This is a genomic window from Vibrio sp. ED004 (assembly GCF_023206395.1).
In the GTDB taxonomy this organism is placed as follows: domain Bacteria; phylum Pseudomonadota; class Gammaproteobacteria; order Enterobacterales; family Vibrionaceae; genus Vibrio.
In genome coordinates, this window is record NZ_CP066149.1 from 1,128,390 (window position 1) to 1,153,333 (window position 24,944).

Annotated in this window: 18 protein-coding genes and 1 pseudogene; 9 read left to right on the plus strand and 10 right to left on the minus strand. The window is 45.5% G+C overall.

From position 1 onward, the window contains the following. Positions 1-127: 127 nt before the first annotated feature. The 3 genes from ITG10_RS04830 to hrpB are packed head-to-tail and all read right to left on the minus strand — an operon-like array spanning position 128 to position 7,340. Positions 128-2,467 carry a patatin-like phospholipase family protein gene (locus tag ITG10_RS04830; RefSeq protein WP_017633249.1) on the minus strand — a complete coding sequence of 780 codons (2,340 nt, stop codon included), beginning with the start codon at positions 2,465-2,467 and terminating at the stop codon, positions 128-130. A gap of 38 nt (positions 2,468-2,505) precedes the next feature. Beyond that, positions 2,506-4,905: a penicillin-binding protein 1B gene (gene mrcB / locus ITG10_RS04835; protein WP_248386735.1), complete on the minus strand. Its 2,400-nt coding sequence runs from the start codon at positions 4,903-4,905 to the stop codon at positions 2,506-2,508. Next, positions 4,902-7,340: an ATP-dependent helicase HrpB gene (hrpB, locus tag ITG10_RS04840; RefSeq protein WP_017633246.1), complete on the minus strand. Its 2,439-nt coding sequence runs from the start codon at positions 7,338-7,340 to the stop codon at positions 4,902-4,904. The genes mrcB and hrpB overlap by 4 nt, the downstream gene beginning before the upstream one ends. A gap of 94 nt (positions 7,341-7,434) precedes the next feature. Between hrpB and sfsA the strand changes: the two genes are divergently transcribed. The 7 genes from sfsA (at position 7,435) to panC (ending at position 13,521) form a co-directional block, all read left to right on the plus strand. After that, a complete protein-coding gene (gene sfsA, locus ITG10_RS04845; RefSeq protein ID WP_017633245.1) occupies positions 7,435-8,178 on the plus strand; it encodes a DNA/RNA nuclease SfsA in 744 nt (247 codons plus the stop codon). A gap of 135 nt (positions 8,179-8,313) precedes the next feature. Then, complete coding sequence (gene dksA / locus ITG10_RS04850) at positions 8,314-8,760, plus strand: RNA polymerase-binding protein DksA (protein ID WP_004738189.1); 447 nt, start codon at positions 8,314-8,316, stop codon at positions 8,758-8,760. Between the two features lie 148 nt (positions 8,761-8,908). Further along, positions 8,909-9,784 (plus strand): tRNA glutamyl-Q(34) synthetase GluQRS, encoded by an 876-nt coding sequence (gene gluQRS, locus ITG10_RS04855; protein WP_017633244.1) that lies wholly within the window; start codon positions 8,909-8,911, stop codon positions 9,782-9,784. A 183-nt stretch (positions 9,785-9,967) separates the two neighbouring features. Next, the gene (pcnB, locus tag ITG10_RS04860) at positions 9,968-11,323 is read left to right on the plus strand and encodes a polynucleotide adenylyltransferase PcnB (protein WP_017633243.1); all 1,356 of its coding nucleotides are present in this window, start codon (positions 9,968-9,970) and stop codon (positions 11,321-11,323) included. Continuing rightward, the gene (gene folK, locus ITG10_RS04865; protein WP_017633242.1) at positions 11,320-11,805 is read left to right on the plus strand and encodes a 2-amino-4-hydroxy-6-hydroxymethyldihydropteridine diphosphokinase; all 486 of its coding nucleotides are present in this window, start codon (positions 11,320-11,322) and stop codon (positions 11,803-11,805) included. Before pcnB ends, folK begins: the two co-directional genes overlap by 4 nt. Positions 11,806-11,827: 22 nt before the next feature. After that, a complete protein-coding gene (panB, locus tag ITG10_RS04870; protein ID WP_176680420.1) occupies positions 11,828-12,622 on the plus strand; it encodes a 3-methyl-2-oxobutanoate hydroxymethyltransferase in 795 nt (264 codons plus the stop codon). Positions 12,623-12,630: 8 nt separating this feature from the next. After that, positions 12,631-13,521, plus strand: a complete 891-nt coding sequence (gene panC, locus ITG10_RS04875; RefSeq protein ID WP_017633240.1) for a pantoate--beta-alanine ligase — start codon at positions 12,631-12,633, stop codon at positions 13,519-13,521. Positions 13,522-13,633: 112 nt separating this feature from the next. Here the strand turns inward: panC and ITG10_RS04880 are convergent, their stop codons facing one another. From ITG10_RS04880 to ITG10_RS04890, 3 genes are all read right to left on the minus strand, one after another. Then, entirely contained in the window at positions 13,634-14,404 is a 771-nt protein-coding gene (locus ITG10_RS04880; protein ID WP_017633239.1) for an ABC transporter permease, read from the minus strand. A gap of 1 nt (position 14,405) precedes the next feature. Continuing rightward, positions 14,406-15,323: an ABC transporter ATP-binding protein gene (locus ITG10_RS04885; protein WP_017633238.1), complete on the minus strand. Its 918-nt coding sequence runs from the start codon at positions 15,321-15,323 to the stop codon at positions 14,406-14,408. Positions 15,324-15,637: 314 nt separating this feature from the next. Further along, complete coding sequence (locus tag ITG10_RS04890) at positions 15,638-17,269, minus strand: SulP family inorganic anion transporter (RefSeq protein WP_017633237.1); 1,632 nt, start codon at positions 17,267-17,269, stop codon at positions 15,638-15,640. A gap of 286 nt (positions 17,270-17,555) precedes the next feature. Between ITG10_RS04890 and can the strand changes: the two genes are divergently transcribed. After that, entirely contained in the window at positions 17,556-18,224 is a 669-nt protein-coding gene (gene can, locus ITG10_RS04895) for a carbonate dehydratase (RefSeq protein WP_017633236.1), read from the plus strand. Between the two features lie 74 nt (positions 18,225-18,298). Here the strand turns inward: can and hpt are convergent, their stop codons facing one another. Next, positions 18,299-18,829, minus strand: a complete 531-nt coding sequence (gene hpt, locus ITG10_RS04900; RefSeq protein ID WP_017633235.1) for a hypoxanthine phosphoribosyltransferase — start codon at positions 18,827-18,829, stop codon at positions 18,299-18,301. 337 nt (positions 18,830-19,166) lie between these two features. On the opposite strand from hpt, the gene ITG10_RS04905 reads away from it, so the two are divergent. Continuing rightward, positions 19,167-19,772 (plus strand): LuxR/HapR/OpaR family quorum-sensing transcriptional regulator, encoded by a 606-nt coding sequence (locus tag ITG10_RS04905; RefSeq protein ID WP_048664508.1) that lies wholly within the window; start codon positions 19,167-19,169, stop codon positions 19,770-19,772. A 50-nt stretch (positions 19,773-19,822) separates the two neighbouring features. Here ITG10_RS04905 and ITG10_RS04910 read toward each other — a convergent pair. The 3 genes and pseudogenes from ITG10_RS04910 to aceF all read right to left on the minus strand — a co-directional run bounded on the left by ITG10_RS04910 (position 19,823) and on the right by aceF (position 24,929). After that, a pseudogene (locus ITG10_RS04910) lies at positions 19,823-21,017 on the minus strand (ISL3 family transposase). A 371-nt stretch (positions 21,018-21,388) separates the two neighbouring features. Next, positions 21,389-22,819: a dihydrolipoyl dehydrogenase gene (lpdA, locus tag ITG10_RS04915; protein WP_017630530.1), complete on the minus strand. Its 1,431-nt coding sequence runs from the start codon at positions 22,817-22,819 to the stop codon at positions 21,389-21,391. 241 nt (positions 22,820-23,060) lie between these two features. Further along, positions 23,061-24,929 (minus strand): pyruvate dehydrogenase complex dihydrolipoyllysine-residue acetyltransferase, encoded by a 1,869-nt coding sequence (aceF, locus tag ITG10_RS04920; RefSeq protein ID WP_248386736.1) that lies wholly within the window; start codon positions 24,927-24,929, stop codon positions 23,061-23,063. Positions 24,930-24,944: the final 15 nt, after the last annotated feature.

Below are 24,944 nucleotides of genomic sequence, written 5' to 3' on the forward strand. Positions count from 1 at the left end.
GTGGGCGGTAGAATAGCAAATTTAACGTTAAATTAAAATCTTATCATTTTGACCAACATAGCAAGTTAAGACGAAAGTCCCACTATTTTTGCCTATTTACGCACTTAAATGACGACTCTGCGCATGATTATTTGTAAGAGGTTCCTACAATCAAGTAAACCGAGTCGAAGTTATCTTCAGTTCGTCCATAAGCTAATATGATTGGTCCAATTGGCGAATCGACACCTGCGAAAACAGACCCAGCTGTGTACATTGGCGCTTCATCAAGCTTTAAATCATTGTTCGACCAGACACCACCATGTTCAATGGATGCGCCCACGTAGAACGGTGATTCAAAGAGACCGAAGTCATTTTCAAACCACTTATATCGATAGATCAGACTGGTGTACGCTAAGTTCTGGCCGATTAAGCTATTTCTTGGGATACCTGATAGGTTAAGGAAACCACCTAGCTCTTTAGGATCGATAGGGAAAACCGAGTTTTTACTCTCCACAATGCCATAATCGACCTTTCCGACTAAAGTATGTCTTCCATAACTTTGTGCAGCCATGAAATTCGCCGAAAACTCATAAACCGTATCGCTTTCAGCCGCTAGATCTGGGCTACCTCCAGACGTGTTGTCCTCAAAATCATCATGAGAAACAAGGTACTCAAGATCAACAAGGTAACCTTCCGTTGGCAAACTAAAATTATCTAAAGTATCGAGTCGATAACTAATAAATCCGCCTATACGTGTATACGCTCCTTTACCAAAAGATGGTAGCGAAGAAACTTCAAAATCCCCATCAGTAAAACGAGCACCAAATTTAAGCTCTTGCCACAACGTAGGCTGATAGCCTAAAGCCAATTCACCGACATATTCACTATAAGTCAGTGGGAGATAATCTTTAGTCGCATCTAATGTCGGCTCTCCGATCTCGCCCTCTCCTGCTGGTAGATTTCTGTTTTCCTTGCTGTAAACAACCAATGCTGAGGTGAACAACTTATGACTCGAAAAAAATGGCGAGTAAAGTTCCGCCTCAATTCGCTTATCCGTACCCATCTCTACATTCGTTCTTAACTCAGCACCGTGTGAGTTAATATCGGTGAAGTTGGCCGAGAGACCGATCGAGTATTGGCTTGTGGTAGAGAAGTCATCCTCAAGAAAGAATCGGAAGTTGAGGTAATTAGGCCCCCAAGACTTTTCATTCACATCTACATGAAGTTGCTCTTCACCATCAACCGTTTCAAATTCATAAGTCACGAGTTCAAATCTATCTAATGCATAGAGATCTTGTACTTTAGATTCGATTTCACTGGTTTTCAGAACCTGGCCTGCATCGAGGTTTAAGCGGTTTTCAAGCAGCTTGTCTGAATAGTGGGTGTTGTTATTGATAACCACCTTGTCGATCTTGGTTTTATCACCGTGCTTCAGCTGTCTGCGAGCCTTCTGCTTGTCATCAATATAGTGTTGGTAGTCTGCATTCGAGAGCGACAACTTAGAAAGCTGCTCTGTGTACTGCCTAGTCGCTTCATACCCAGCATGATAAGCCGTCGGCATTTTATCGAACTCTGTGGTTTCCATTTCCCCAACATCAGGTTGGAGGAAGAAATCATGGTCTGTTAACGTAGCGGCTTGCTCTTGGGTACTGCGTTGAACCAAGTAATTAGAGAGTTGGTCTGCGGCAGCAAGAAAGTTAGTGAAGTCTTCTTTGCTTTTGTAGTTTGTACTGATATCAACAGCAATGACGATGTCTGCCCCCATCGCTCGGGCAACATCCACAGGCATGTTATTGGTGACACCACCATCGACTAGCATTCGTCCATCGACTTCATAAGGTGGAAGCGCTCCGGGTACTGACATACTCGCCATCATGGCATCAACGAGGTGACCGTGGTCAATGACCACTTCTTCGAGTTCAATGATATCAGTAGCTACTGAACGGTATGGGATAGCAAGGTTGTCGAAAGAGTCGAATGAAGATAGATTGCCGGTGGTCTCACGCAGGATACGCAACATATTCTGACCTTGAACCACACCTTTTCTCGCTTTGATTTCCCCCCATCCTAAACCAAGGTCGGTGTTCAATTGATAACGATCTTCATACTCTTTATCACGCACACGGCGATCACTACGGTTAACGCGGTCGCGATAACCACGATTCCAATCAACCGTGTAAATAAAACTTTCAATCTCGTCAGCGCTCATCCCTGTCGCATAAAGACCACCAACGTAGGCGCCCATACTGGTACCAGTGATGTAATCGACTGGGATCTGCATCTCTTCTAAGGCTTTAAGCACACCGATGTGGGCAGCACCTTTCGCTCCCCCACCAGCAAGAACGACAGCGACGGTTGGCCTTTTATGAGCTTGTGCAAGTTCAACGTGTTCTGATGAATCAACCTTCGCCGCAGTTGCTGCAAACAGTTGAAAACTGATCATTGTACCTACAACACCTAAGCTGCTCACTAACCAACGAGAAATCATTCTTTAAACTATCCTTGTCATTGTTTTCTGTTATGACTTTACCACTGAAAAAGCTTCTTTAGCCACTGTTTTGGTTGACTTTCACAGCCCTTTTTAATGTTCCCGCCTTCATCCCAAACTGGCAATTTAACGGTACCATCACACTCAAACTCTAAAGCGCCTTCGGGAGTTCGAGTAAAGCTGGCGGTCGCAATCCCTGTCGGCCAAGGCAGCAATAACTGTTCTGGTGTTCTAAGCTTCAGGTAATCGGCATAGACACGCAACGCACCGCTAGAACCTGTGAGTTTAGTCGGTTTATTGTCATCACGCCCGAGCCAAATCGTCGTAACTTCACGACCATCAACCCCAACAAACCAACTATCGCGACTGTCGTTACTGGTGCCCGTTTTACCGGCTAACCCTGCCCAAGCAAACTGACCTTGTAGGAAACGTCCCGTGCCTTCCGACACACCACGTTTCATCGCATAGGTTGTTAGCCAAGCAGCTTGCTGATCAACACTTTGCGATACGCGAGGGATTGATTGATATAAAACCTCACCATCGTTATCAACCACAGAACGAAGCGCAGACAGCGGTGCGATACGGCCAGAGTTGGTGATTGTCTGGTACATCTGCGCAACCTGGAACGGAGTCAGTGAGAATGAACCCAAGAACATCGATGGCACTGGGCGAATCTCATTTTTATCGACACCCAGTTTTCCAATCGTATCCGAGACACTATCAATGCCTAGCTGTATCCCCAATCGTACCGTTGGCACGTTATAAGATTTCGAAAGTGCCACATACAAAGGCACCTCTCCGCGGAACTTACGATCGAAGTTTCTCGGGCTCCAGACGCTGCCTTTACTGCCTTTCAAGCTGAGAGGTGTATCCATCAAGGTCGTCGCAAGCGTGTACTTTTGTGGCTGATCTAATGCCGTCAGATAGATTGCAGGCTTAACTAATGAACCAATAGGACGACTTGCGTTCAAGGCACGGTTAAAGCCATCGTAGCCAGTACGCTTGCCCCCTACCATCGCACGGATTTCGCCAGTATTTCTATCAACAGCAATCGCAGCCGCTTCAAGCTTGTCACCTGCGGTTTTGGATAAATCCGGAACTTTACGCGCAATCGACTTCTCTAGCTTATCTTGAGACACAGGATCAAGAGAGGTAAACACTCGTATCCCTTTCTTGGCTTCAAATCGGTCTCCAACGTATTTTTTCAGCTCGATGTTTACCTGTTGGAAGTAAGCAGGTTGTCGGCTGGCAATACGTGGATTGTCTTGAATATCCAAGTCACGGCTTGCAGCCTCTTCATACTGTCTTGGAGTCAAAATATCTTGTTGCATCAACAAGCGAAGAACCAGATCGCGTCGAGTCTTAGCACGTTCAGGATAGCGAACAGGGTTGTAATACGATGGCCCTTTCACCATACCGACTAGCAATGCCAGCTGATCGATGCGCAGCTCTTGAATCGGTTGACCGAAGTACAAACGCGAAGCCAATCCGAAGCCGTGGATGGCTTGACCGCCATTTTGACCTAGGTAAACCTCGTTCAAGTAAGCTTCTAAGATGCGGTCTTTGCTGTAACGATGATCCAAGATAAGTGCAATGTAGGCCTCACGAACCTTACGCCACAGCGTGCGCTCACTAGATAGGAACAAGTTCTTCGCCAACTGTTGAGTCAGCGTACTACCACCTTGTACCGTGCGTCCGGCTTTAACGTTTACCACCATCGCACGAGCAATCGCCAATGGCGAAACCCCATCGTGCTGGTAGAAGTTTCGGTCTTCGGTCGCCAGTAGCGCATCAACCATCACTTCTGGGAATTGGTTACGTTTTAAGAACAGTCGCTGCTCGTCGTTACTTTTCTCAAGCATACCCAGCATTTTCGGTTCAACACGCAGATAACCCATGTCGCCTTTTTTCTCTAGCGACTGGATTCGAGTTAATTCATTGCCATTGAAGTGCAACATCACATGACGGTCAGCTTCCGGCCCATCGACAAACTCGAACGGACGACGAATCATCTCTATTTTGGTTGAAGAAGAAGAGTACTCACCCGGGTGACGAGGAGAATTTACCTTGCGGTAATTCAGTACATCCAGTTCATTCTTAACCTGTGTCAAACTCACCGCAGTACCCGGAGACAGATCCAACACGCGAGCATAAACAACGGTAGGCAAATCAAACAGTTGACCTTCAAAGCGCTGCTTGACCACAGAATCTAGATAGATACCGACGAACAACAACAACGCAGCCAAGGCTAAGCCCGCTTTCCACGCAATGCCCCAAAGGATCTTCAACCAGCCTCGGTTACCCGCTTTTTTTGCTCTTGGTTTGGCCTTCTTCGCAGCCGCTCTCGGTTTTCGAGGCTTGGCTTTAGTCGCTGGTGACTTCTTTGCTGGCGCTTTTTTAGGTGGTGCCTTTTTTGGCGTTAACATTTTGGTCATCATCGGTTCAACTGTCGTTTGGTTTTAGTGGTTGCTACATGGTTAGCAGGATCATCGGGCCAAGGGTGTTTTGGGTAACGGCCTTTCATCTCTTTTTGTACTTCTTTGTACGCGCCAGCCCAAAAGCCAGCTAAATCTTGAGTGATTTGCAGTGGTCGCTGCGCTGGAGAAAGTAACTCAAGCACGACTTTTTTACGACCTTGCGCTATCAATGGTGAGTCTTGTTCACCAAAGACTTCTTGCATTCGCACCGAGATCACAGGCTCCGATTGATATTGGTATCGAATCGCTTTTTTACTGCCTGTAGGCATCACGTAGTGCATTGGTAACCATTGATCGATTTCTTGATTCAACGGCCAACCAAGGTACGCCGACAGTGCTTGTTCAATGGAAACATTCGACAACCCTTTTGCTGACTTTATGCCATTCAAATACGGCGATAACCAAGCATCTAGATTTTCAATTAAGCTAGCATTATCCATCGCAGGCCAATCATGTTCTGGCACCCAAAGCTGAGCGCAGCGTACGCGCTCAACTAACTGCTTCGCGGCAGGCGCCCAATGTAAATGGTCAAGCCCACATCGAGCGATATAATTGAGTAGCGCTTGGCTCGCCTGATTCGCACTCGGCTCAGGTAAGGCTTTGGTGCTGATAATCAGTTTGCCCAAAGAGACTCGCTGCTCCGCAACTAAGCGACCACGTTTTTCATCCCAATCCGCATAATCTGAACAGGCAAAGAGTTTTGGAAACGCGTCTTCTAACTGCGCAATATCGACAGCGGTTGCCAAGAAAATCTGACTGGCTCGTCCTGTGCTGCGCATCAAATCAATCACCACGAGGTAATCGTTGTTCGCCAATGGATCATTGTCACGAACCTCAGCGCCGTGACCGTTCGCAAGTAGGAAAGCACTACTATTTGCGCTTCTCGCTTGAGCTATTCGGTCAGGGAATGCAAAACAAAGCACTAATGGTAACAATGATTCATCAGCTTGTGACAAATCTACGTGATGATTGAGTTTGCTGGCGAGACTTTTCGCTCGCTGCATCACCACGCTGTTTTTCGAATGCTTTCTTTGCTTAAGCCGGTGCAACGAATGCTGAATATCGGTGACGTTGCGTTCAGGCTCTTCAAGTAAAGCGGCGGCGACAATCGCAGCATTCAGCAATGCTTGGCTGCCTTGTTGCGCTTTTATCAGCATGCTGGCGATACGTGGCTCAAGGCCTAAACGCTGGGCCTGTTTACCTAGCGCCGTAAATTGGCCATTGCAGTCTAATAGCTCAAGGCTTTGCAGCAATTGCTTGGCTTGCTCCACTGAAGCTTGTGGCGGAACGTCTAGCCATTGCAACTCGTCTGCATTTACAGCGCCCCATTGCGTCAATTCAGCCACCAGCGAAGAAAGGTCCGAATGTAGAATTTCAGGCTCAGGTACAGCGGGTTGCTGCATTAACTGCGTTTCGCTGTACAAGCGAACACACAGACCTTCTTCAATTCTCCCTGCACGGCCTGCACGCTGCTCAGCGGAAGACTGCGAGATTTTCACTTGCTCAAGCTTGGTGATGCCGGTTTTCAAATCAAACTTGGCGACTCGTTCAAGGCCAGAGTCCACCACTAACCGAACACCCTCAATGGTCAAAGAAGTTTCAGCAATATTGGTGGCCAACACCACTTTTCGTCGTTCTTTCTCAGATGGTGCTATCGCTTTCTGCTGTTGAGGAAAGCTGAGTTGACCATACAAAGGGCACACATCGATATCGCTAGAGAGTTGTTCTAGTTGCGACTCCACCTGCTTAATCGCAGACACTCCAGGCAAGAATGCTAGCAACGAACCGGATTCCTTCTCCATCAAAGAACGAATCACATTCGCCATTTTTGGAGCTAAATATTCATTGGTATTCAGGGGTTGATAGCGGAAGTCGACCGGGAAAGTACGACCTTGAGATTCAACATATTTGGCATTCGGCAATAAAGACTGCAGCGCTTGTTGATCTAAGGTTGCCGACATCACAACCACTTTCAGATCATCACGTAGCGCCTCTTGGATCTCTAGGCTAAAAGCCAAAGCGGTATCGGCATGAATGCTTCGTTCGTGAAACTCATCGAAGATCACCATATCCACCCCGGTCAGTTCAGGGTCGGTTTGGATCATTCTCGTCATGATCCCTTCGGTCACGATCTCCAAGCGCGTTGCACTGCTGGTTTTAGATTCACCACGAACTCTAAAACCTATGCTCTCCCCGACCTTCTCTCCCAATTGGCTCGCCAAGTAAGTCGCAATGTTTCTTGCCGCCAAACGCCTAGGTTCAAGCATGATAATTTTGCCTTGAACGGCATTGGTCTTAACCAGTTGTAAAGGGAAGAATGTTGACTTACCTGCACCGGGAGCGGCCTTTAGAATAAGTTGAGTGTGTGTTTCTACGCCAGCGAGCAGATCTGGCATCACAGCTTCTATGGGCAGTTGTGGCAATGGGAGAACCTTGTGGTGTAATGTTGGCAACATTGTACATAAAAACCTACCCGTCTAAATAAGTAATATGCACTTCAATCCGCCATTAGAGTCAGCGACTCTTATCAAACGCTATAAACGTTTTCTCACTGACATCAAACTTCCAGACGGCAGCGAGCGTACTATTCACTGTGCTAACACTGGAGCGATGACAGGGTGTGCTACCCCAGGTAACACCGTTTGGTACTCAACATCCGATAACGCAAAAAGAAAGTACCCAAACAGCTGGGAGATCTCAGAAACAGACAAAGGTCACCGTATTTGTGTAAATACTGCGCGAGCAAACCAGCTAGCGGTGGAAGCAATTGAAAATGGGACTATAGTTGAACTCTTAGGTTATAACGCGTTACGAACCGAAGTGAAGTATGGTAGCGAGAATAGTCGAATTGACATTCTGCTTGAAGATAACGAAAAGCCGCCTTGTTACATCGAAGTAAAAAGCGTCACTTTGCTCGACGAGCAACAAGTTTCAACTAAACAACAAGCGTCAACCGAAGGGCAAGGTTTTTTCCCTGATGCGGTCACCACCAGAGGTCAAAAACATCTGCGTGAACTCACAGAAATGGTCGAATCTGGAAATAGAGCCGTACTTTTATTCACTGTTTTGCATTCAGGTATTGAAAAAGTGTCTGCGGCACACCATATAGACGCCAAATATTCGTTATTACTAAAACAAGCACAAGACGCTGGAGTTGAAGTGCTTTGCTATAAAGCAGAGCTCAGCAGTACTCAAATACAACTAAAACAATCTGTTGAATTTATCAATAACTGAACAAAGATGTTGAACAAATCACATTGATTGCAAGTTTGAATAAGAGTATTTGCCACCATTCGTTCTTTCTGCTATAGATACCCGCCTTAAAATTAGCTGCTTTGCAGTTGACTAGGTGTAAATAGGAGATGCTGTATGCCAGAATCTAAGAAAAAAGCGCTAGGCATCCTAGCCATCGCAGGTGTTGAACCGTACCAAGAAAAGCCAGGTGAAGAATACATGTCACCTGAGCAAACGGAACATTTTACAAAAATTTTAGCAGCTTGGCGCAACCAGCTCAGGGAAGAAGTTGATCGTACTGTTCACCACATGCAGGACGAAGCAGCGAATTTCCCAGACCCAGTTGACCGTGCTTCTCAAGAAGAAGAATTCAGCCTAGAGCTACGCAACCGTGACCGTGAGCGTCGTCTGATCAAGAAAATTGAGAAGACACTAGACAAGATCGAAGAAGACGATTTCGGCTTCTGTGATTCTTGCGGTATCGAGATTGGCATTCGTCGCCTTGAAGCTCGTCCAACTGCTGATCTTTGTATTGACTGTAAAACACTTGCAGAGATCAAAGAGAAACAGATGCAAGGTTAATTCTTGCAGATATAAAGAAAGGGAGCTTTGGCTCCCTTTTTTGTTGGTTATCTCAGCGCGTTCAAGCGCGAGTTAGAAACAATACTACGACAGTTAAACGTCTTAAGAATCGGCTACTGCGTTACCATCCAGATTAGGTTGTTCACACATGAATTATATCGGGCGCTTTGCACCATCACCGTCAGGTCCTCTTCATTTTGGCTCACTTGTTGCTGCTCTTGGTAGCTACTTCCAAGCAAAATCTAACCAAGGAAAATGGTTAGTTCGTATGGAAGACCTAGACCCACCAAGAGAAATGGCTGGAGCTGCAGACCTGATTCTTAAGACGCTTGAGGCTTACCACCTCTTTTGGGATGGCGAAGTCGTCTATCAAAGCCAACGTCACGACATGTATCAAGCTCAAATTGATCAATGGGTCGCTGATAAACAAGCCTACTACTGCCAATGCACTCGTAAACAGATAAAAGCCTTAGGCGGTTTCTATAATGGCCACTGCCGACACGCAGATTTGATTGATTCAGGTGAGCAAGCAGTACGCTTGTGTATGGATTATCCTATCGAGTCGTTTGACGATGTTCGTCACGGTACAATCCAGATACCTAAAGCATTGGCGGAAGAAGACTTCATTATCAAACGCCGAGATGGACTGTTTGCTTATAACTTAGCGGTTGTCCTTGATGATATCGACCAAGGGGTAACCGAAGTTGTTAGAGGCGCAGACCTAATCGAACCAACAGGTCGACAAATCAGTTTGTATAAGACACTCAAGCAAAAAACCGTCAGTTACCTGCACTTACCATTGGCAACTGATAGCTTGGGGAATAAACTGTCAAAACAGAACCACGCCACAGCCATCGATCTCGACAACCCAAAACCAACGCTACTTAATGCCATGCAATTCTTAGGTTTCACTATTCCTGAGGCTATTTGTGAGGCTTCAATCGATGAGATTTTATTGTGGGGCTGCCAACAATGGAACGTCAGTCAGTTACCTGATAGTTTACAAAAAGAGCACTGTAATTAGCTCGAAATTCACGGCAAATAGCAAAAACGACACATAAAAATGCCATAACCTACCACAGTGGTTAAGCAGACGATGTTCTCAAATGGCTCGCGCTAAGCTATTATTAGCCGCAATTAAACTCTGCACTACCACTTTGGACTAAGAGAAAAACAAAGTTGGCGATACCTACTTTGTTCTAAACTAATGAATACAAACGACAATACCCCAAGCGAACAACGCGGATTCCACGAATTAGCTCTGAATATTTATACTCGTCAAGAGCACAATATTTCACGCAAGCAGATCAGCGACAACGCACTAAAAGTGTTATATCGCCTGAATGGTGCGGGTTTTGACGCGTTTTTAGTCGGTGGTGGTGTACGCGATATCCTATTAGGCTCTCAGCCAAAAGATTTTGATATTGCGACCAACGCAACGCCAGAGCAAATCAAGAACCTTTTCAGAAACTGTCGCCTTATCGGTCGCCGTTTCCGCTTGGCGCACATCATGTTTGGTCGTGACATCATCGAAGTAGCCACTTTCCGTGGTCACCATCAAGAGCCATCGAAAAACGTATCTGCACAATCTAAAGAAGGCATGCTGCTTCGCGATAACGTATACGGCAGTGTTGATGAAGATGCAGAGCGTCGCGATTTCACAATCAACGCGATGTACTACAACATTGCAGACTACAGCATCCACGATTACGCAGGTGGTGTAGAAGATTTAGAAGACAAACTGATCCGTCTAATCGGCGATCCAGAAACACGCTACCGCGAAGACCCGGTACGTATGCTACGTGCAATGCGCTTCGCCGCTAAACTGGATTTCGATATTGAAGAAGACACTGCTGACCCAATTGAGGAGCTGGCACACCTTCTAAAAGATATCCCGGCAGCGCGTCTTTACGAAGAGTCTCTTAAACTGCTTCAATCAGGACACGGTTTAGAAACCTACCACCTGATGCGTGAATACAATCTGTTCCAACAGATGTTCCCAGCAATCGCTGAGTTCTTCACTGAAGATTACGACTCTCATACAGAACAGATGCTTGACTTGGTACTCGACTCGACTGACCTTCGCATCGAAGATGGCAAACGAGTAAACCCTGCGTTTATGTTTGCTGCGATTCTTTGGTACCCAATGAACAAGTTGGCAGACAAGCTAGTCGCAGAGCAAGGCATGGCGCACTACGATGCGATCATGGAAGCAAGCAACATCATCCTTGACCAGCAAGTTAAATCTATTGCTATCCCTCGTCGTCACACAGCAACCATTCGTGAAGTTTGGCAGCTACAATTACGACTTCCTCGCCGCAACGGTAAACGCGCCGTTCGCCTAATGGAGCTAAACAAGTTCCGTGCAGGCTACGATTTCCTAGAAATGCGTGGTGAGATTGAAGGTGGCGAAACCAAAGATCTAGCGAAATGGTGGGAGCGCTACCAAACAGCCGGTCGCAATATGCGCCAAGCCATGGCTAATGATGTAGCAGCACCAGCAAAGTCAGGCAATCGTCGCCGTAAGACTTACCGAAACAAAAAGAGTAAGCAATCAGAATGATCACTGCTTACATTGCGGTCGGCAGCAACCTTGCCGACCCAGTTAGCCAAGCAAATTTGGCTATCGAAACGCTAAAAAACCTACCGCGATCAACGTTTGTTGCGACCTCACAGCTATATAGTAGCACTCCAATGGGGCCACAAAATCAACCAGACTACATCAACGCGATAGTGGCAATCCAAACCGAATTAACGCCAATTGAACTGCTTGATTGCACTCAAAAAATCGAGCTAGAGCAAGGGCGCGTCCGTAAAGACGAGCGTTGGGAGCCAAGAACCTTGGATCTCGACATTGTGTTATACGGCAATGAGGTGATCGATTCAGAGCGCTTAATCGTTCCTCATTACGGAATGAAAGAACGAGAGTTTGTACTCTACCCGCTTGCTGAAATCGCACCAAGTTTACAACTCCCTGATGGGACTGAGCTGACAGAACTACTCAAAATAGTAGATAAGAACGGGCTCAATGTTTGGCAGCAATAGCCAAACGCATTAAGGAAAACCAATGAAAAAAGTAACCATTAACGACCTTATCAAATGCAAAACTGAAGGCCGTAAATTTGCGACTTCGACAGCTTACGATGCGAGCTTTGCTCAATTATTCGAAAGTCAAGAAATGCCAGTGCTGCTTGTCGGTGATTCACTGGGTATGGTTCTACAAGGCCATAACGACACTCTACCAGTTACCGTTGAAGAGATTGCTTACCATACGCGTTCAGTGCGTGCAGGTAGCCCTAACTGCCTTCTTATGGCTGACATGCCTTTCATGAGCTACGCGACTCCAGAGCAAGCTTGTGAGAGCGCTGCAACCTTAATGCGTGCTGGAGCGAACATGGTAAAAATCGAAGGCGGAAGCTGGTTGGTTGATACTGTGAAAATGCTAACAGAGCGTGCTGTACCAGTATGTGCACATTTGGGCTTAACGCCTCAGTCTGTGAACATCTTTGGTGGTTACAAGATTCAAGGCCGTGACGACGAGCAAGCCGATAAAATGGTTGCTGATGCTCTAGCATTGCAAAACGCAGGCGCACAAATCGTTCTACTTGAATGTGTACCAGCTTCATTGGCAAAACGAATTACAGAAGCTTGTGACGTACCTGTTATTGGTATCGGCGCAGGCAACGTTACCGATGGTCAGATCTTGGTTATGCATGACATGTTCGGTATTTCTGCGAATTACATGCCGAAATTCTCTAAGAATTTCCTAGCTGAAACAGGTGATATGCGTAAGGCAGTAGCTCTATACAAAGAAGAAGTAGAGAGCGCGCGCTTCCCTGATGAAGCTCATACAATCGCTTAGGAGTAAGTATGCAAACTTTTGCTGAAATAGCGGCTCTTCGTGAGCAGATTAAACAGTTTAAGCGTGATGGACGTACGGTTGCTTTTGTTCCGACAATGGGAAACCTGCATGAAGGCCACTTAACTCTGGTAAAGAAAGCTCGTGAGCTGGCTGACATTGTTGTGGTAAGCATCTTTGTTAACCCAATGCAGTTTGACCGTGCCGACGATCTAAACAACTACCCTCGTACGTTAGAAGCTGACTTAAGCAAACTAACGGGCGAAGGTGTTGAACTGGTATTTACACCAACGCCAGAGGTTATGTACCCAGAAGGACTAGACAAGCAGACGTTTGTTGAAGTCCCAGGCATATCTCACATGCTTGAAGGTGCTTCTCGTCCGGGTCACTTCCGCGGCGTATCAACAATTGTCACTAAACTGTTCAACATCGTTCAGCCAGATTTTGCATGCTTCGGCGAGAAAGATTTCCAGCAACTTGCTGTGATTCGCCAGATGACGACTGACTTAGCGTTAGACATTGAAGTTGTGGGTGTCGCGACGGTTCGTGAGATGGACGGTTTGGCAATGAGCTCTCGCAATAGCAATCTCACCATTGATGAACGTCAACGAGCTCCTGTTCTAGCGCGCACCATGCGTTGGATCAGCAGTGCAATTCGCGGCGGTCGCGATGATTACGCATCAGTGATTGAAGATGCAACAGACCAGCTTCGCGCAGCAGATCTGCAACCAGATGAGATCTTCATCTGTGACGCTAAGACTCTACAAGCCATCACTTCAGAATCAACTCAAGCAGTGATTCTTATGTCAGCCTTCCTAGGTAAGACTCGTCTTATCGACAACCAAGTTCTTGATTTGGTAACGGAAACGAAAGAAGAAGTGAAAGAAGAAGTCGCTGAGTAATCACGTTCTTCTCTTTGCGTAAACCAGCTCCAAACGCAAAGTAAAAGCACAAACGCAGAACATAAAAAAGGTCGATATAATATCGACCTTTTTCTTTGTCTGTTATCCAGGATTAACTACGTAAGCCGATACCTTTCGTCACTAGGTAATGTGCGATGCCATACAGCACCACGATAAACACACCTAGCACACCAAACGACGTCACAATACCTACATCAGATACACCTAAGAAGCCATATCTGAACGCGTTTACCATGTACACGATAGGGTTCAGCTTCGATATACCTTGCCAAAACTCAGGCAATAAACTGATCGAGTAGAACACACCGCCAAGATAAGTCAGTGGTGTCAAGATAAAGGTAGGGATAATCGAGATGTCATCAAACGTGCGAGCAAACACCGCGTTAATCAGGCCACCCAGTGAGAACACGACTGACGTTAGGAATACCGTCGCAATAATCACGCCCCAATGATCGACTTGTAGGTCAACAAAGAACAATGATACGAAGGTTACGATAGTACCTACTAACAAACCACGCACGACGCCACCCATTACAAAGCCCGCGATAATCACGTAGTTAGGGACAGGTGCTACAAGCAGCTCTTCAATGTTCTTTTGGAACTTTGCACTAAAGAACGACGATGCCACATTTGAATATGAGTTGGTGATCACCGACATCATAATCAAACCAGGAACAATGTATTCCATGTAACTAAAGCCGTTCATTTCACCAATACGTGCACCAATCAGGTTACCGAAGATGATGAAGTAAAGTGTCATGGTAATCGCTGGCGGCACCAGAGTTTGCACCCAGATACGCGTAAAACGATTGATCTCTTTAGTTAATAAACTACAGAAAGCTGTCCAATATAGGCTGTACATATTATTTACTCCCCTCACGGACAATGCTCACGAATAGCTCTTCTAGACGGTTTGCTTTGTTACGCATAGAGAGGACTTTCACCTGTTGATCGCTCAACTGAGCGAAGATGGTGTTCAAGCCGAGGTTCTTGTCGATTTCAATTTCTAACGAGCCATTCACCATTACTTGGCTATTCACGCCTTCTAGCTTAGGTTCAGTCGCGCCCTCTTCAAGGTCCAGAATAAAGGTCTCTGCGCTCAACTTACCTAGCAACGCTTTCATGGTTGTGTTCTCAATCAACTCACCACGATTGATGATACCGATATTGCGACACAGCATTTCCGCTTCTTCTAGGTAGTGCGTGGTCAAGATAATGGTAATGCCCTGCTTCTCGTTGATCTCTTTCAGGAATTCCCACATAGAGCGACGTAGTTCAATATCGACACCTGCTGTTGGTTCATCAAGGATAAGCAACTGTGGCTCATGCATCAGTGCACGAGCAATCATCAAACGACGCTTCATACCACCAGATAAGTTACGCGCACGTTCGCTACGTTTTTCCCACAAATCGAGTTGAGATAGATACTTTTTCGCACGCTCTTTCGCAAGAGCTTTCGGCACACCGTAGTAACCAGCTTGCTGTAATACGATCTGCTCTACGGTTTCGAACGGGTTAAAGTTAAACTCTTGAGGCACTAAGCCTAGGTTTTGTTTCGCCAACTCCAGATCAGTATCAATGTCGTAGCCGAACACTTTAACCTTGCCTGAAGTCTTGTTAACCAGTGATGAGATAACACCGATGGTAGTCGACTTACCCGCACCATTTGGACCAAGTAGTGCGTAAAAGTCGCCTTTTTCTACTTGTAAACTAATGCCTTTAAGAGCCTCAAAGCCCCCAACATAAGTTTTTCTTAATTGCTCAATTTCTAATGCATACATAGAGATAGACTGCCATTTGCTATAGATAGATGTTGATGACCGAGTATGAGGAAGAGAGTGAAACGTAAACGAATTAGCTGAAGCTAACCCAAGATTTGTTTACTCGGCCATTTTGCGAACAAGTTTATCGTTGATTGACGATGAATACAAATATCGATTAGTGCTTTCTTTTTAAAACAGTGGAAGATCTCAGCGAACTAAAGAGAATAAACATGTTCGATAAACAAAAAAATGCCGCCAAGTCATTCACTTAACGGCATTTTTGTCAGAATTAAATGAAGAACCGATGAATCAAATAAGTTCATCGCGGAAGCTTAGACTGACTCAAATTGGTGCTCGTCTCTCTCAACATAACTGGTTGCAGCCGTCAGCGCTTCGTATCTGAATCGGTAAGTATTGGATTCAGGAACCAAGTCAATTACATGGAATTTCTCAAGCTGCTGACGCGTGTTCTCGTTAGGACACAACAAGTACACCTCACACTGCGCATCTAGAGCATCCTTGATGGCATTCTCCAGCGCTAGACCAACGGTTACATCAATCATCGGAACGTCAGTTAAATCTAAAATCATCGCTTCATAGTCAGAGATACTGGAGTGCTGGCGCGAAATAGCCTTAGAAACACTGAAGATCATTGGCCCTGAAAGATAGAAGAACAGAACCTTACCATTCGCGCCATCGAGTAGCTGACGTTCACTATCAGTGAGTGGAATATCGTCTTCATCATCTCCATCACTGATCGCCTTAACCTGTCTGGCTTGCTCTCGGCTCAATCTTTCAATAATCAGAATATTTGAGATAAAGACACCAAGCCCAACAGCAATAATCAGGTCAACAAATACGGTTAGCAGCATTACGCCATACATCACGCCCATACCAGCATAACTGACCTTGTGTGCGCGCTGAATAAAGCTCCAATCGAGAATGTTGAAGCCCACGTACATAGCAATACCCGCCAACACCGCCATAGGAATGGGTTCGGTTAAACCACCAGCAACCAAAACGACTAGCGCTAATACTAAGGCACGAATCACACCAGACAGTGGAGAACGCGCGCCAACCTGAATGTTGGTCACGGTACCCATAGTCGCGCCCGCACCAGGCAGTGCTCCGAACAGGCCAGAAAGCATATTGGCGATGCCCTGCCCTCTAAGCTCTTTATCAGAGTCATGCTCTTTACGAGTCAGTGAATCACCAATAACCGCTGTCAAAAGCGTATCAATACAACCCAACGTACCAAGCACTAAGGCATCAATAACCATAGTCGTAAACTGCTCAGCGCTGATAGTTGGAATAACAAGAGAAGGTAGCCCGGCAGGGATTTCACCAATGCGGCGAATAGAATCGGTATCGAAGAAGATAACAGACAACAGAGTCACAGCCACTAACGCGACCAGTTGTGCTGGCACATACTTACGGTACTTAGCTGGGAAGCCAAAGAGAATACCGAGTGTCAGTACACCTAGAAATAGCTCACTCACTTTTAAGTTTGCTAGCGTATCAGGAAGCGCAGAGAGTGTGCCCATCACTCCACCAGAAGGAGCGGCGTGCCCAAGCAGTGGCGAGAGTTGCAAGATAATCAGAATAACGCCAATTCCCGACATAAAGCCGGAGATCACGCTATATGGCATCAAAGTAACGTACTTTCCGAGCTTTAACGTGCCAAGTAATATTTGAAACGCCCCCGCCATCATCACGACGGTAAAGGTCATTGCCATTCCGGTTTCAGGATATTTAGCGACCATGCTCGTCATTACCGCTGTCATGATCACTGTCATCGGGCCGGTTGGCTCAGATATCAGGCTGCTTGAACCGCCAAATAAAGCGGCAAATAGGCCGACCATGATGGCGCCCCAAAGGCCTGCTTCAGCACCAGCCCCAGAAGCAACACCAAATGCCAACGCTAAAGGCAGTGAGATGATGGCTGTAGTCACACCGCCAAACATGTCCCCTTTGAGATTGATATCCGTAAAACGACTTCCAAACAAAACACACCTTCCTGATGATGAAATGACAAACCTTATCACTTTAACAAATGTATCAAGTGTTCAGAAAGTGTTAATTCAATCACATTATTCATGTCTTATAACCGGATCATAGCTTCTAAGCTAAGTTCATGATTTTAACGACTAGGACACGTCAGATGAGTACTAATTGACACAGTTTTTACGAGATTGAATTTGTAACATTGTGTATAGTTGTGATTCTTAATTAAGGGATGTAAGACGCAAAATGCCAGAGATTAAACAGCTTTTTGAAAACAACTCTAAATGGTCTGAAGAAATTCGTTCAGAGCGACCAGAGTATTTTACAACGCTTGAAGAGGGTCAAAACCCTGGTTTCCTATGGATCGGCTGCTCTGATAGCCGTGTACCGGCCGAGCGTCTCACTGGTTTGTATTCTGGCGAACTGTTTGTTCATCGAAACGTTGCTAACCAAGTGGTTCATACCGACTTAAACTGCCTGTCTGTTGTTCAGTACGCGGTCGATGTACTCAAAGTTAAACACATTATTGTTTGTGGCCACTACGGTTGTGGCGGTGTTAACGCGGCAATTGATAATCCTAAACTTGGCTTAATCAATAACTGGTTACTTCACATCCGCGACAATTACCTAAAATACCGTAAGCAGATCGAAGGGCTTCCTCGTGAGCAATGGGGTGACAAACTGTGCGAGATTAACGTCGCAGAGCAGGTTTATAACCTAGGTAACTCAACCATTATGCAAAACGCATGGGAGCGAGGCCAAGAGGTTGAAATCCACGGTGTGGTTTACGGCATTGGCGATGGCAAGTTACAAGACCTTGGCGTGCGTTGCTCAAGTAACGATACCCTAGAGAACAGTCATTTAGAGGCATTGAATAAAATCTTAACGACGCCTCTTCTTAGCCAGCAAGGCTAGACCCTTCCGCTATAAATACAAAAAGCCCGCTTGATGCGGGCTTTTTAATGACTTCTATTCGACAAGCGTAATAATTACTCTTGAGGTACAACTTTACCGATGTACGGCAGGTGACGATATTTTTGTGCGTAGTCGATACCAACACCCACAACGAACTCGTCAGGGATTTCAAAACCAATCCACTTAGTATCCACCGTCACTTCACGACGAGAAGGCTTGTCTAGTAGCGTACAAATTTCGATAGATTTAGGACCACGTAGGCTCAGAATCTCTTTCACTTTCGTCAGTGTGTTACCTGTATCGATAATGTCTTCAACAAGCAGAACGTCTTTACCTTGGATATCATCATCCAGGTCTTTCAAAATACGAACATCACGTGAGCTTTCCATGCCGTTGCCGTAGCTAGACGCAGTCATGAAATCAACTTGGTGAGTTAAATCGATAGCACGAGCAAGATCCGCCATAAAGACAAAAGATCCACGTAATAAGCCAACTAAAACTAGATCTTCACTACCTTTGTAGTGTTCCGTGATCTGTTTGCCTAGTTCGTTCACTCGATCCTGAACTTCTTGCTCAGAGATCATGACTTCAACTGTATGCTTCATACTGCTCTCATTTTATTTGGTGATTGCGACAAGTGTAGACAGTTCTGCCATCGGCGCCGCTCAATTTGTGCGTAAGTCTAGCACTGCTCAAATACCCACACCACCTTATGGTTCAAATTTACTGTCAGATTATCCACGATAATGTGCGCTACTGCCTTGTCCGATACTCGCTTCCTTTCACATCAATACTGATCACGCTTTATGTATCAAGTTTGATGTAACTGTCTATTAAATAAGCTCAAAGGATTGACCATTCGCATATGCACCATTACACTCATCTTGGCTTAAATAATAATAAAATCATTAATATAAGAAATTCGTTGGCAAGGAAAACAAAATGGACTCAATCTCTAAGAGACCTAGAACTAGGCTTTCACCCCTAAAAAGAAAACTTCAATTGATGGAAATCGCACTTGAAGTGTTCTCTCGCCGTGGCATTGGCCGTGGTGGACACGCAGACATTGCAGATATTGCTCAGGTGTCTGTAGCAACCGTATTTAACTACTTTCCAACCCGTGAAGATCTGGTTGATGAAGTACTGAATCACGTTGTACGCCAATTCTCTAACTTCCTTTCAGACAATATCGACTTAGATATTCACGCAAAAGAAAACCTACATAATATTGCGACTGAAATGGTGACGTTAGTGGCTCAAGACAGCCATTGGTTGAACGTATGGTTCGAATGGAGCGCATCAACTCGCGATGAAGTATGGCCTCTATTCGTAACCACTAACCGCACTAACCAAATGTTAGTACAAAACATGTTTAGCAAAGCGATTGAACGCGGCGAAGTTTGCGACGATCACGACCCTAAGCATCTAGCGAACCTATTCCACGGCATCTGCTACTCGCTATTCATTCAAGCGAAACGTGTAGAAACGCCTGAAGAGCTTTCAAGCTTGACGGATAGCTACCTAAACATGCTGTGTATCTATAAATAGATTCGCGTAAAACTAAAGGGTTGGCTTTTACGCCAGCCCTTTTTTATGGTTCATCGCGGCTTTCCGGGGAAAGCCGCTTTTATCTTCAAGAAGAAGTAGTCTGTATCTCGATATCCATACCCCATTCGCTTGATTAACTTTATTTTGTTGTTTATCCCTTCCAATGTGCAGGTGTTGAGCGGATAAGTTGCCGATGCAATAATACCGTGAAGATAAGGCCTCAGTTTTCGTGCAAACTCTTTCAATGGCTTAATTCCACTCTCTTGCACTTGTGCCCACCATACCTCCCAGAGCCCCTTAGCATGTGCTTCTGATTTACAGTACCAAAGCTCTTTGAGTTGTGAGCCGAGTATATAAGTGGCCATCAAGTCCTTATTGATATTCAATATTTCAGTAAGATAGCTATCTTGTCGTGCATTTAAATTACCTCTGTTTTTCAGCAGTACCCAGCGTGAGCGCTTCACCCATTGCCTCGCTTTTTTATCCTGCTTGAGTTTGTTAGCTTGGTCGACTCTGACTCTATCCATCACCTCACGACCGAAACTTAGCAACAACATGGAATAAGTCGTAAACGATTTTTGCATTCGGGCAGTGCGCTTGAACTTCAAGGTCAAAAGCCGTATTCATGTCCATTGCGACCGCTTCGATATTGTTACCATGCTTGCCTAACTGCTCGAAAAACGGTCGTATGTCCTTGCGGCTACGACCTAACCCTATCCAAATGACTTGGTGAGTCTTAGCATCAGCGATGACTGTGGCATATCGGTGCCCTTTAAAGATGGCGAACTCGTCCATGACGAGTTGCCTTAGCCCTTCCCATTTCACTGACGGTACCACTTGGCGAAGTCGACGTTTATCTATCTCTTTAATGGTGTGCCAATGAACGCTCGTTAACTGGGAGATATGCTTAATGGGAAGAAGAGGCAGTAGTTGTTCTATATAGCTTTTTAGACGCGTCGTTATACGAGCATAAGGCTCTAACCAAGATAGAAACTCTGTTTTTATGCCGCAGTCACGACACTTGATCCTTCGAGTTTGAACGGAAAGCTCAACAGGAACATTGAACAACATGGCCTCTTTCACATGACGCCATTGATACTCATGGATAGCCTCAGCTTCAAGACCGCAAAGGCATTTAGCCTCAGAATTAGGTTTAAGAGTTAGTGTAACAAGTGATGCTGTCTGGTGAGACTTTACTATTTTAAAGCCTTCCCAGAATGAAGATAGGAAAGTATGATTCGGCATGAAAACGGTAGTTTGTGTATGATTTTTGTTTGGCGACTAAACCATATCACTTACTACCGTTTTTTTGTTTTTAGTTCCCGCTAATCCGCGATGAACCTTTTTTATTACCGATAGAAAACCAGAATGAGATTCCCTACTCCTTCCTTCGTCAGCCTATTGAATGACAGGAATATAGAGCTACAGTTCTCACCTTTACGCTAGAGATATCGTCAAAGCATAAACTTTCAATCCTCACTTCGTCATCCTCAAGAGCGAGGGACGAGCGAGTTGGGGATCTCATACAGACATGACAACCCACTTTTCTTCAGACATAAAAAAGCCGCTGACGAATCAGCGACTTTTAAAAACATTAGCGAGTGGCTAAGAAAGAATTACTTCTTCTTTTTCACTGCTTTCTTATTTGGAAGGTCAGTGATTGAACCTTCGAATACTTCCGCAGCTAGACCAACAGACTCGTGTAGAGTTGGGTGAGCGTGGATAGTAAGAGCGATATCTTCTGCGTCACAACCCATTTCGATTGCTAGGCCGATTTCACCAAGAAGCTCACCACCGTTAGTACCAACAACAGCACCACCGATTACGCGATGAGTATCTTTATCGAAGATCATCTTAGTCATACCGTCTGCACAGTCAGAAGCGATTGCACGACCAGAAGCAGCCCAAGGGAAAGTAGCAACTTCGTAGTTCAGGCCTTCCGCTTTCGCTTCTTTCTCAGTCTTACCTACCCAAGCAACTTCTGGCTCAGTGTACGCAATTGATGGGATTACTTTAGGGTCGAAGTAGTGCTTCTTACCAGAGATAACTTCAGCAGCTACGTGACCTTCATGTACACCTTTGTGAGCAAGCATTGGTTGACCAACAACGTCACCGATCGCGTGGATGTGAGGAACGTTCGTACGCATTTGCTTATCAACATTGATGAAGCCACGCTCATCAACTTCGATACCTGCTTTTTCAGCGTCGATAAGTGCACCGTTTGGAACACGACCGATAGCAACAAGAACAGCATCGTAGCGCTCAGCTTCAGCTGGTGCTTTTTTGCCTTCCATTGAAACGTAGATACCGTCTTCTTTCGCTTCAACAGCTGTTACTTTAGTTTCAAGCATTAGCTTGAACTTGTTCTTAATACGCTTAGTGAAGACTTTAACGATGTCTTTATCCGCAGCAGGGATAACTTGGTCGAACATCTCAACTACGTCTACTTTAGAACCTAGAGAGTGGTAAACCGTACCCATTTCAAGACCGATGATACCACCGCCCATGATAAGCAGTTTTTCAGGAACTTCGTTCAGCTCAAGTGCATCCGTAGAATCCCAAATACGTGGGTCTTCATGTGGGATGAAAGGAAGCTTGATTGGACGAGAACCCGCAGCGATGATTGCGTTGTCGAAGTTAACAGTTGTTGCTTCGCCTTCGCCTTCAACAAGAATGCTGTTAGGACCTGTGAACTTACCGAAACCGTTAACAACAGTTACGTTACGCATCTTAGCCATACCGCCAAGACCGCCAGTTAGTTGGTCTACTACTTTTTCTTTCCAGATACGGATCTTGCTGATGTCCGTTTGTGGTTCGCCGAATACAACGCCGTGCTCTGCCATCGCTTTAGCTTCTTCGATTACTTTAGAAACGTGAAGAAGTGCTTTTGATGGAATACAACCAACGTTTAGACATACACCACCAAGAGTGCTGTAACGTTCAACTAGTACTGTTTCTAGACCTAAATCCGCACAACGGAATGCAGCTGAGTAACCAGCAGGACCTGAACCAAGTACAACAACTTGGGCTTTAATTTCTTTGCTCATTGTGACCTCTTGTAGTCATTATCCCTAACAGGCTGAGTAGATGTTCTTAAATTATTGGGCTTTCAAACAGGAAACATTTTACAGAGATGTTAACAGTGTGAAAGTAGCTTTAAGTTAGCCTGTGAGCTAGACAACAATTCCCTTCCGCTTTATGAGAAATGCGGGAAACTGTTCTCTAAAAATAGTCTTTATATAAAGAATTAAGGTGACCCGAAAGCCACCTTAATAATTACTTTCTCAATTACAGTACTAGACGACGAATGTCAGATAGTGCGCTGTTTAGGAAAGTAATGAAGCGTGCACCTTCAGCACCATCGATCACACGGTGGTCGTATGATAGAGACAGTGGAAGCTGTAGACGTGGTTGGAACTCTTTACCATTCCAAACTGGCTTAATTTCAGACTTAGATACACCTAGGATACCTACTTCTGGTGCATTTACGATTGGAGTAAATGCAGTACCGCCGATACCACCAAGGCTAGAGATTGTGAAACAACCGCCTTGCATGTCTGCCGCTGTTAGCTTACCAGAACGTGCTTTCTTAGAAACAGCCATTAGCTCTTCAGATAGCTCGTAAATGCCTTTCTTGTTCACGTCTTTGAATACAGGAACAACTAGACCGTTTGGTGTATCAACAGCGATACCCACGTTTACGTATTTCTTAAGAATGATGCTTTCGCCATCTTCAGAAAGAGAAGAGTTAAACGCTGGGAATGCTTCTAGCGCTTTAGCAACAGCTTTCATGATGAACACAAGTGGAGTGATCTTCATGCCAGTGTCTTTCTTCGCTTCGATTGCGTTCTGTTCTTTACGGAATGCTTCTAGCTCAGTGATGTCTGCGTTATCCCACTGTGTAACATGAGGGATCATTACCCAGTTACGGTGAAGGTTTGCGCCAGAGATCTTCTTGATCTTAGAAAGTTTCTGAACTTCAGTTTCGCCGAACTTACTGAAGTCAACTTTTGGCCATGGTAGTAGACCAAGAGCAGAACCGTCGCCGCCTTTGCCAGATGCCGCAGCACCAGACTCTAGACGCTTAAGTGCATCTTTAACGTAAGACTGAACGTCTTCTTTAAGGATACGGCTCTTACGACCAGTACCTTTAACCTTAGAAAGGTTAACGCCAAATTCACGAGCAAGACGACGAACAACTGGAGAAGCGTGCGCGTAGTCACCGTTCTCTTGGAAGTCGCCAGCTGCTGCTTGTGCAGGTGCTGCAACAGGAGCAGGCGCTGCAACAGGAGCAGGCGCTGCGCCTTCAACTACGAAAGTCATGATTAGAGAGCCAGTTGACACTTTGTCGCCAGCTGCAATCTTGATTTCTTTTACTGTACCAGCGAATGGTGCAGGAACTTCCATTGAAGCTTTGTCGCCTTCAACAGTAATTAGAGATTGCTCTTCTTCTACTGTATCGCCAACCGCTACCATGATTTCAGTAACTTCTACTTCGTCACCACCGATATCAGGAACGTTTACTTCTTTCTCAGCTGATGCTGCTGGTGCCGCTGCAACTGGTGCCGCCGCCGCAGGAGCCGAAGCTGCTGCAGGTGCTGAACCAGCTACTTCGAATACCATTACTAGAGAACCAGTAGAAACTGAATCACCAGAAGCGATCTTGATTTCTTTAACGATACCAGCGAATGGTGCAGGAACTTCCATTGAAGCCTTGTCGCCTTCAACAGTAAGAAGAGATTGCTCTTCTTCTACTGCATCACCGATAGCAACCATGATTTCAGTTACTTCAACTTCATCACCGCCAATATCTGGTACGTGAACTTCTTTCAGTTCGTTCGCAACAGAAGGGGCTGCCGCTGCAGGAGCTGCAGCAACTGGTGCCGCCGCTTCAACTGCTGGCGCAGCCGGTGCTGCTGCAGCACCTTCCGCTTCGAAGATCATGATAAGAGAACCAGTAGAAACAGAATCGCCTTCTGCTACTTTGATTTCTTTAACGATACCCGCTTGAGACGCTGGAACTTCCATTGAAGCTTTGTCGCCTTCAACAGTGATCAGTGACTGCTCTTCTTCAACCTTGTCGCCAACGTTTACAAGAATCTCAGTTACTTCAACCTCGTCAGCACCGATGTCTGGTACATTAATTTCGATTGTCATTGTATTTACCTACCT

What these genes read in the sequence shown, in the direction of transcription:
- ITG10_RS04830 (WP_017633249.1), bottom strand. Translation starts at nt 2,467, where the DNA reads ATGATTTCTCGTTGGTTAGTGAGCAGCTTAGGTGTTGTAGGTACAATG.
- mrcB (WP_248386735.1), bottom strand. Translation starts at nt 4,905, where the DNA reads ATGATGACCAAAATGTTAACGCCAAAAAAGGCACCACCTAAAAAAGCG.
- hrpB (WP_017633246.1), bottom strand. Translation starts at nt 7,340, where the DNA reads ATGCCAGATCTGCTCGCTGGCGTAGAAACACACACTCAACTTATTCTA.
- sfsA (WP_017633245.1), top strand. Translation starts at nt 7,435, where the DNA reads ATGCACTTCAATCCGCCATTAGAGTCAGCGACTCTTATCAAACGCTAT.
- dksA (WP_004738189.1), top strand. Translation starts at nt 8,314, where the DNA reads ATGCCAGAATCTAAGAAAAAAGCGCTAGGCATCCTAGCCATCGCAGGT.
- gluQRS (WP_017633244.1), top strand. Translation starts at nt 8,909, where the DNA reads ATGAATTATATCGGGCGCTTTGCACCATCACCGTCAGGTCCTCTTCAT.
- pcnB (WP_017633243.1), top strand. Translation starts at nt 9,968, where the DNA reads ATGAATACAAACGACAATACCCCAAGCGAACAACGCGGATTCCACGAA.
- folK (WP_017633242.1), top strand. Translation starts at nt 11,320, where the DNA reads ATGATCACTGCTTACATTGCGGTCGGCAGCAACCTTGCCGACCCAGTT.
- panB (WP_176680420.1), top strand. Translation starts at nt 11,828, where the DNA reads ATGAAAAAAGTAACCATTAACGACCTTATCAAATGCAAAACTGAAGGC.
- panC (WP_017633240.1), top strand. Translation starts at nt 12,631, where the DNA reads ATGCAAACTTTTGCTGAAATAGCGGCTCTTCGTGAGCAGATTAAACAG.
- ITG10_RS04880 (WP_017633239.1), bottom strand. Translation starts at nt 14,404, where the DNA reads ATGTACAGCCTATATTGGACAGCTTTCTGTAGTTTATTAACTAAAGAG.
- ITG10_RS04885 (WP_017633238.1), bottom strand. Translation starts at nt 15,323, where the DNA reads ATGTATGCATTAGAAATTGAGCAATTAAGAAAAACTTATGTTGGGGGC.
- ITG10_RS04890 (WP_017633237.1), bottom strand. Translation starts at nt 17,269, where the DNA reads ATGTTTGGCGGTGTGACTACAGCCATCATCTCACTGCCTTTAGCGTTG.
- can (WP_017633236.1), top strand. Translation starts at nt 17,556, where the DNA reads ATGCCAGAGATTAAACAGCTTTTTGAAAACAACTCTAAATGGTCTGAA.
- hpt (WP_017633235.1), bottom strand. Translation starts at nt 18,829, where the DNA reads ATGAAGCATACAGTTGAAGTCATGATCTCTGAGCAAGAAGTTCAGGAT.
- ITG10_RS04905 (WP_048664508.1), top strand. Translation starts at nt 19,167, where the DNA reads ATGGACTCAATCTCTAAGAGACCTAGAACTAGGCTTTCACCCCTAAAA.
- lpdA (WP_017630530.1), bottom strand. Translation starts at nt 22,819, where the DNA reads ATGAGCAAAGAAATTAAAGCCCAAGTTGTTGTACTTGGTTCAGGTCCT.
- aceF (WP_248386736.1), bottom strand. Translation starts at nt 24,929, where the DNA reads ATGACAATCGAAATTAATGTACCAGACATCGGTGCTGACGAGGTTGAA.